We start from the raw sequence: 4,399 nt of genomic DNA on the forward strand, positions 1-4,399 counted from the left end.
GGGCGGTCGAGCCCGTCCGGAGCCCCCTGCCGACGGGCGGGGGTGTGGGGCGGGTCACGCGGGAGGGAGGCCCACGGGGCGGCCGTCGGTACATGGGGGTCGCCGGATCGGAGAGAATGGGCCCCATGAGCGTTCGTACACCGTCACCGCAGCCGTCCGAGGACCTCCACCGGGCCGGCTTCGCCTGCTTCGTGGGCCGCCCCAACGCGGGCAAGTCCACCCTCACGAACGCTCTGGTGGGCCAGAAGGTGGCGATCACCTCCAACCGCCCGCAGACCACCCGGCACACCGTCCGCGGCATCGTGCACCGCCCGGACGCCCAGCTGATCCTGGTGGACACCCCCGGCCTGCACAAGCCGCGCACCCTGCTCGGCGAGCGGCTCAACGACGTGGTGCGCACCACCTGGGCCGAGGTCGACGTGATCGGCTTCTGTCTGCCCGCCGACCAGAAGATCGGCCCGGGCGACCGGTTCATCGCCAAGGAACTGGCGGCCATCAAGAAGGCCCCGAAGGTGGCGATCGTCACCAAGACCGACCTGGTCGACTCCAAGCAGCTCGCCGAGCAGCTGATCGCGGTGGACCAGCTCGGCAAGGAGCTGGGTTTCGCCTGGGCGGAGATCGTCCCGGTCTCGGCGACCGCCGGCAAGCAGGTGGACCTCCTCGCCGACCTGCTGATCCCCCTCCTGCCCGAGGGACCCGCGCTCTACCCGGAGGGCGACCTCACCGACGAGCCGGAGCAGGTGATGATCGCGGAGCTGATCCGCGAGGCCGCCCTGGAGGGCGTGCGCGACGAGCTGCCGCACTCCATCGCCGTCGTCGTGGAGGAGATGCTGCCGCGCGAGGACCGGCCGGCCGACAAGCCGCTGCTGGACATCCACGCCAACCTGTACATCGAGCGCACCAGCCAGAAGGGCATCGTCATCGGCCCCAAGGGCAAGCGCCTGAAGGACGTCGGGATCAAGTCCCGCAAGCAGATCGAGGCGCTGCTGGGCACCCCGGTCTTCCTGGACCTGCACGTGAAGGTCGCCAAGGACTGGCAGCGCGACCCCAAGCAGCTGCGCAAGCTCGGCTTCTGAGCCGGCGGACGCGCAGGCCACGGCCCCGGTACCGCGTGCGGTACCGGGGCCGTGGCGTGTCGCCGGGTGCGTGGCGTGTCGCGAGGGTGCGTGACGTGTCGCGGGGTCCGCTCAGGCGGGGAACTCGTACGCCTCGACCTCGGCGAGGTAGCGGGCGCGCCGCTCCTCGTCGTCCTCCAGGAAGGAGGCGAGGAAGGAGTTGCGGGCCAGTTCGCGCAGCCGGTCCTCGCCGAGCCCGAGGTGGTCGCGGACGGCGTCGAAGTTGTCGCCGGCGTAGCCGCCGAAGTAGGCCGGGTCGTCGGAGTTGACCGTGCACATCAGCCCGGCGTCCAGCATCGCGGGCAGCGGGTGCTCCTCCAGCGCCTCGACGGCCCGCAGCCGCACGTTCGACAGCGGGCACAGGGTCAGCGGGATCCGCTCCCGGACCAGCCGTTCCACCAGTGCCGCGTCCTCCATGCACCGCAGGCCGTGGTCCACCCGCTCGACGCCCAGCACGTCCAGCGCCTCGGTGACGTAGGCGGCGGGGCCCTCCTCACCGGCGTGGGCGACGCGGCGCAGGCCGAGGGCCGCGGCGGCCTCGTAGACCTCGCGGAACTTCACCGGCGGGTGGCCCACCTCGGCGGAGTCCAGGCCGATGCCGGTGATCCGGTCCAGGTACGGCCGGGCGAGCTCCAGGGTCTCCATCGCCGACGCGGCGGACTCGTCGCGCAGGAAACACATGATCAGCCGGGTGGAGACGCCGTGGGTCTCCTCGCTCCTGGACAGCGCGCGCCACAGGCCGTCCACCACGGCGGCCATGCCCACGCCCCGGGAGAGGTGGGCCTGCGGGTCGAAGAAGATCTCCGCGTGCCGCACGCCCTGGGCCGCGGCGCGGCGCAGGTAGGCGTCGGCGAGGTCCTCGAAGTCCCGCTCGGTGCGCAGCACCGCCATGCAGGCGTAGTACAGGTCGAGGAAGGACTGAAGGTCGTCGAAGGCCTGGGCGGCGCGCAGGTCGTCCACGGACGCGTACGGCAGGGTCACGCCGTTGCGCTCGGCGAGCGCGAAGGCGAGCTCCGGCTCCAGGGTCCCTTCGATGTGAAGGTGAAGTTCGGCTTTGGGGATGGACATCCGTGAATGATACGGGCAAGGGCATGCGATCGCCGTGCGCCCGAGGCTGCCGGGGCCGCACCTGCCGACGGACCTCGGGCCGGTCCGCTCACACCCGCTTGGGGACCGGGATCCGCTGGAGGTCGCGGGCCACCGTCAGCTCGCCCTCGAAGCCGGCCGCGCGGGCCTGGCGTTCGAACTCCTCGGGGTCGGAGTAGCGCTGGCTGAAGTGGGTGAGCACCAGGTGGCGCACGCCCGCGTCACGGGCGACGCGGGCCGCCTGGCCCGCGGTGAGGTGCCCGTGGTCCTCGGCGAGGGCGACGTCCTCGTCGAGGAAGGTGGACTCGATGGTCAGCAGGTCGCAGCCCTCGGCGAGGCGGTGGACGCCGTCGCAGAGGCGGGTGTCCATGACGAACGCGAACCGCTGCCCGCGCCGCACCTCGCTGACCTGGTCCAGGGTGACGCCGTTCAGCTCGCCGTCGCGCTGGAGGCGGCCGACGTCCGGGCCCTTGATGCCGTGGGCGGCGAGCCGCTCGGGGAGCATCCGGCGGCCGTCGGGCTCCACCAGCCGGTAGCCGTAGGACTCGACGGGGTGGGACAGCCGGCGGGCCTCCAGCGTGTACCCGGCGGTCTCGGCGACGGGCCCGTCGGCGTCGACCGGCTCCTGCGTCAGCTCGACCGTCTCGCGGTAGGCGGTGGCGTACCGCAGCCGGTCGAAGAAGCGCTGCCCGGAGCGCGGGTAGTGGGCGGTGACCGGGTGCGGGACCTGGTCGAGGTTGATCCGCTGGATGACGCCGGCCAGCCCGAGGGAGTGGTCGCCGTGGAAGTGGGTCACGCAGAGCCGGTTCAGGTCGTGCGCGGCGACCCCGGCGCGCAGCATCTGCCGCTGGGTTCCCTCGCCGGGGTCGAACAGGATGCCCTCGCCGTCCCACCGCAGCAGGTAGCCGTTGTGGTTGCGGTGCCGGGTCGGGACCTGGCTGGCGGTGCCGAGGACCACCAGTTCACGCACGGACACGCTCGCCGTCCCCTGCCCGGGTCAGCCGGGGGGCCACTGGAGACCGCGTCCGCCGAGCACGTGGGCGTGCGCGTGGAACACGGTCTGGCCGGCGCCGGAGCCGGTGTTGAAGACGAGGCGGTAGCTGTCCAGGTGCTCCTCCTCGGCGACGGCCCGGCTCTCGCGCAGCACGTCGGCGGCGAGCTCCGGGGCCTCGGCGGCGAGGGTGGCGGCGTCGGCGTGGTGCGCCTTGGGGATGACGAGGACGTGGGTGGGCGCCTGCGGGTTTATGTCCCGGAAGGCCACCGTGGTGTCGGTCTCGCGGACGACGGTGGCGGGGATCCGTCCCGCGACGATCTTGCAGAACAGGCAGTCGTCCTGCGGCTCCCCTGCCATGGGCCCTCCTCGTTGGTGCCGTTCGTGGCGCCGTGATCGCTCACGCGCTGTCATCGTAGCGTCCCGGGCCGAGGGTGCCGTGGGGGCGGGCGCGGCCCCGTGCGGGGCCGGGGCCGCGCCGCTCCCCCGCGCCGTCACAGCGACGGCGGGGTCTTCGCCGGGGTGCGGGCGAGCGACTCCAGCGCGATCCGGACCGCCTCGTCGAGCTGCGGGTCGCGTCCGGCGGCGTGGTCCTGCGGGGCGCACACCACCTCGACGTCCGGGTCCACGCCGTGGTTCTCGACGCCCCAGCCGGGCCCGTCGAACCAGAACGCGTACTTGGGCTGCGTCACCCGCGTCCCGTCGACCAGCTGGTACCGGTTGTCGATGCCGACGACGCCGCCCCAGGTCCGGGTGCCGACCACGGGCCCGATCCCGAGTGCCTTGATCGCCGCGTTGACGATGTCGCCGTCCGATCCGGAGAACTCGTTCGCCACCGCGACCACGGGTCCCCGCGGCGCGTCCTGCGGGTAGCTGATCGGCCGGATGCCGCGCCCCACGTCCCAGCCGACGATCCGCCGCGCCAGTTTCTCGACGATCAGCTGGGAGGTGTGCCCGCCGCGGTTCTCCCGGACGTCGACGACCAGTCCTTCCCGGGCGACCTCGACGACCAGGTCGCGGTGGATCTGCGCCCAGCCGGCGCCCATCATGTCGGGCACGTGCAGGTAGCCCAGGCGGCCGCCGCTCAGCTCGTGGACGTGGGCGCGCCGGCCGGCGACCCAGTCGTGGTAGCGCAGCGCCTCCTCGTCGTCGGTCGGCACGACCACGGTGTGCCGCGGCTCGCCGCCGTCCGCCGGGGCGACGGTGA

At 73.1% G+C, this 4,399-nt stretch carries 5 protein-coding genes; 1 reads left to right on the forward strand and 4 read right to left on the reverse strand.

Annotated elements, in window-relative coordinates; translation table 11 throughout:
• The first annotated feature begins 125 nt into the window (after positions 1–125).
• On the forward strand, positions 126–1,076 hold the full coding sequence (gene era, locus HW445_RS19780; RefSeq protein WP_180222326.1) for a GTPase Era: 951 nt from the start codon (positions 126–128) through the stop codon (positions 1,074–1,076).
• Positions 1,077–1,187: 111 nt separating this feature from the next.
• On the opposite strand, the gene HW445_RS19785 is transcribed toward era, so the two are convergent.
• From HW445_RS19785 to HW445_RS19800, 4 genes are all read right to left on the reverse strand, one after another.
• On the reverse strand, positions 1,188–2,183 hold the full coding sequence (locus tag HW445_RS19785; RefSeq protein WP_180222327.1) for an adenosine deaminase: 996 nt from the start codon (positions 2,181–2,183) through the stop codon (positions 1,188–1,190).
• 88 nt (positions 2,184–2,271) lie between these two features.
• Positions 2,272–3,177 carry a ribonuclease Z gene (locus HW445_RS19790; protein ID WP_180222328.1) on the reverse strand — a complete coding sequence of 302 codons (906 nt, stop codon included), beginning with the start codon at positions 3,175–3,177 and terminating at the stop codon, positions 2,272–2,274.
• Positions 3,178–3,198: 21 nt separating this feature from the next.
• A complete protein-coding gene (locus tag HW445_RS19795) occupies positions 3,199–3,552 on the reverse strand; it encodes a histidine triad nucleotide-binding protein (protein ID WP_180222329.1) in 354 nt (117 codons plus the stop codon).
• A gap of 134 nt (positions 3,553–3,686) precedes the next feature.
• On the reverse strand, positions 3,687–4,399 hold a 713-nt coding region (locus tag HW445_RS19800), incomplete at its 5' end, for a S41 family peptidase (protein WP_257231176.1).

Origin of the sequence: Streptomyces sp. UH6, assembly GCF_013421635.1 — a bacterium.
Taxonomy (GTDB): Bacteria; Actinomycetota; Actinomycetes; order Streptomycetales; family Streptomycetaceae; genus Streptomyces; species Streptomyces abyssomicinicus.

Bases quoted from the DNA above. Each gene is read 5' to 3' on its own strand.
- HW445_RS19795 (WP_180222329.1), bottom strand. From the start codon at position 3,552: ATGGCAGGGGAGCCGCAGGACGACTGCCTGTTCTGCAAGATCGTCGCG.
- HW445_RS19785 (WP_180222327.1), bottom strand. From the start codon at position 2,183: ATGTCCATCCCCAAAGCCGAACTTCACCTTCACATCGAAGGGACCCTG.
- era (WP_180222326.1), top strand. From the start codon at position 126: ATGAGCGTTCGTACACCGTCACCGCAGCCGTCCGAGGACCTCCACCGG.